Annotated in this window: 3 protein-coding genes; 1 reads left to right on the top strand and 2 read right to left on the bottom strand. The window is 38.4% G+C overall.

The genetic code is table 11. From position 1 onward, the window contains the following. Positions 1 to 262: 262 nt before the first annotated feature. Positions 263 to 1225, bottom strand: coding sequence for an ATP-binding protein (locus tag QUB06_RS34310; protein ID WP_333439268.1), 963 nt, complete (start codon positions 1223 to 1225; stop codon positions 263 to 265). A 332-nt stretch (positions 1226 to 1557) separates the two neighbouring features. Here QUB06_RS34310 and QUB06_RS34305 point away from each other — a divergent pair, with 332 nt between their 5' ends. Beyond that, positions 1558 to 2445 (top strand): hypothetical protein, encoded by an 888-nt coding sequence (locus QUB06_RS34305; RefSeq protein WP_333439267.1) that lies wholly within the window; start codon positions 1558 to 1560, stop codon positions 2443 to 2445. 110 nt (positions 2446 to 2555) lie between these two features. Here the strand turns inward: QUB06_RS34305 and QUB06_RS34300 are convergent, their stop codons facing one another. After that, positions 2556 to 2723: a hypothetical protein gene (locus tag QUB06_RS34300; protein ID WP_333439265.1), complete on the bottom strand. Its 168-nt coding sequence runs from the start codon at positions 2721 to 2723 to the stop codon at positions 2556 to 2558. Positions 2724 to 2796: the final 73 nt, after the last annotated feature.

Raw genomic sequence — 2796 nt, 5'->3', positions numbered from 1 at the left:
GTTTGTGAGCAACAGCTTGCCTAAGATTCAAAGGTAGCTACTTTTAGCTGCGCTCATTTTTTAGTCTAAACTACAGCTCTAAGTGAGATTCTAAAATCGTTTCTAAGTCACCTAAATAAATATAATTATTATCTGTTAAAAACCGGGAAGCGCTACCGTCAAAGAATTCTAAAATTGTTGAAGCTATGATATTTAACCAGGAAGGATGACCTTGATAAAGGGCGATCAAGTCTGACCATTTTTGCTCATCTGCTAATCCTTTTTATCGGAGAATTTCTGCCGATTCTTCCCCTAACCCTTTGAGGTGTAAAGTTCGTGCAGGTCGATTTAGTGCTTCTAAAGCAGTAAGTTCTCTGGCTTGTTCCCAACTGAGGATAATTAAACAACTCTGATGAGAGGATGTGGCAATTTGTTTGAAAAATTTGCCATAGTCTTCATAGCCTGCTAAATATTGACCTGCTAATTGACTGCTTTTAAAAATATTTTCTACGTCATCAAGGATTACTAAACAGCGAGAAGATCGAAAATAATCGATGATTGTGGGTAATGGGGGTTGTGGCGATCGCCCAAAAAATTGCTTGAGTTCGGTTTGGAGGGTTGAAAGTGTGGGTGTGTCAGCGAGGCTTAACCAAATAATATAATCAAATTGAGTTTGAATTTGTTCGATGAGTTTGAGGGCGATCGCGCTTTTGCCAATTCCGCTTAAGCCGTAGATGGTAATCAAGCGGGTGTGGGCTTCCAAAATCCATTGTTTGAGGGTGGAGAGTTCTGAGGTGCGATCGTAAAAGTAACGGAGTTCGGGTGCGTCTGTTAAATCGATTATGGGCGATCGGGCTTGATTTTGGGGAGAGTCTGGGGGTGAGGGCGATCGCGTTTGTGTATCTTTAATAGTTTGTATAAATTGACCGCCAATATTAATATTATCAACTTGTAATAAACAGTGACCTGATTTGGAATTTTGAGAAACCCTATGTTTTTTCTCTAACTTGGAACGAAAATTAAATTTATTAAGGTCTTCTCCTAATTCCTCACGCAACTTTTCCCATAACTTAGCCGCTTCTTTTTTAACGTGAGATTCGCTACAATTAAACTCTTTAGCTATTTGAGGATATTTCTGTCTTTGCCAAACACCCGTTAATATTGCTTCCTGTAGGGGTGTGAGATGTTCTCCTGTTTTATCAAAAATCGAATTATTCATCCATTGTACAACATCTTCAACATTCATACGTCAGCGTTGAGCGAGGTTTAGTGTACTATATTCTACCAAATCCTACATTGTCAACTGAATTGTACCAGATTCTACTAAATTGGTTCGGGATGGTTAGAAAAATTGGGTGCTGAATGCTACGGTTTTGTGTTGTCAAAGGTAAAATGTACCAAATAAAATTAGGGAATACAAAACTAGCGGGATTAACTAAAAGGAAAAAAATCCCAAAAAATATTAACTATCTCTTAGCTAGAGTTAATTAAAACACGATTAGAAATTTCTTGATAAAAATAGCCAAAGTTGCCGATGATTTTCTGTGAATGATGAGTATAGTCAGGAGAAATAACATTATGAAAAAATTAGCTATTATTGCGACCACACTCGGCTTTTTATCTCCTCTGTTCTTTTCAAGTACAGTCGAAGCACGCTCCCTTGCATCCGAAAGAGTATGCCTCCATAGTGGCAAGTATGCAGTCTTCGCTCAACATCCTCTGTTGTTCGGTGCGTGGGATCTTCAGGGTTTAGTGAATTACTGGCTTCCTCCAGAGCTAAGGAGACCAGGTGGAGATATATTACCAGGACAAGATATTGCAAATATACAACTTTCTCACGAACATATCTTCTTCTGCGATAATGGCGAGATTGTAGATAACATTGGTTTTGGTCCAGATGGAAGGTTCCAATACTCCAAAAAATCACTTGACAGTGGAAAAGAACCTAACGGGAGTAACGTAGATAATTTCGTGCCAATTGATCGTAATGAGAAATATAATTCTAATATTGTGCGTTTAGTTTTGAGTGGTTCTACTGCAATTCTTCCTGATCGATGTGTACTTCAAACAGTTCAAAAAGATGGTAAATACGTGGGAATTGGACATAACTGCCAGAACTTCACAGAAAAAATTAGAGATGAATATTGGCGTAAAATGTTTGTAGGTACATGGACAGCAAATGGTTACACTTGTGAAACAGGAGGATTAACAGAAAAAGTACAAATTTCTGTTAGAGGTAGTTCTCTAGTTGCCAAAAAAATCACAGGTGATAACTGTGTACCAGCAGGTAATATAACTTTTCAAGGAACAATTCCCCAATCTGTATCAAAGGGTAGTTCTTTTTCTGTAACTTTTAAGACGGGTTCTCCAGATAGACCAGCTTGTTGCTCTGCTGAAAATCAACTAAGTATTGTAGATGCAAATACATTTACTGCTTGGGGTATTAAGTTTACTAGAATTGATTAATTCAAATTAAATTCAAGATTCATAAGTAGCAGAAGAAGCGGGATCGCAATATCTATTGGTAATCAAATAGCGATCATCGCACCCAAAATTATAATCAAATTCCTCCTCACTCACGATCGCAAAATATCATCGACAAGAACCGTACCACCATCACAGAAGTCTCTACTGAGATGACAATCTTCAAGTAGTGCAGTCCCTATGAGTGGACGACGACCCATTCCTAGCACTGCAACATCCTTTTCTACACCATTCCACAAATTAGAGGTTCTCCCAATCATTGTAGTTTAGACTAACCAAAGATGAGAACGGTGGCAAAAGAAGAACTAGAGCCACCGCGCCAGGAGAGAATGA

This window comes from Microcoleus sp. D2_18a_D3 (assembly GCF_036702455.1).
Taxonomy (GTDB): Bacteria; Cyanobacteriota; Cyanobacteriia; order Cyanobacteriales; family Microcoleaceae; genus Microcoleus.
Note: the sequence above shows the minus strand (reverse complement) of the source record. Positions and strands in the feature narration are given on the sequence as shown.

Coding starts and splice junctions, on each gene's coding strand:
- QUB06_RS34305 (WP_333439267.1), top strand. CDS start 1,558: ATGAAAAAATTAGCTATTATTGCGACCACACTCGGCTTTTTATCTCCT.
- QUB06_RS34300 (WP_333439265.1), bottom strand. CDS start 2,723: ATGATTGGGAGAACCTCTAATTTGTGGAATGGTGTAGAAAAGGATGTT.
- QUB06_RS34310 (WP_333439268.1), bottom strand. CDS start 1,225: ATGAATGTTGAAGATGTTGTACAATGGATGAATAATTCGATTTTTGAT.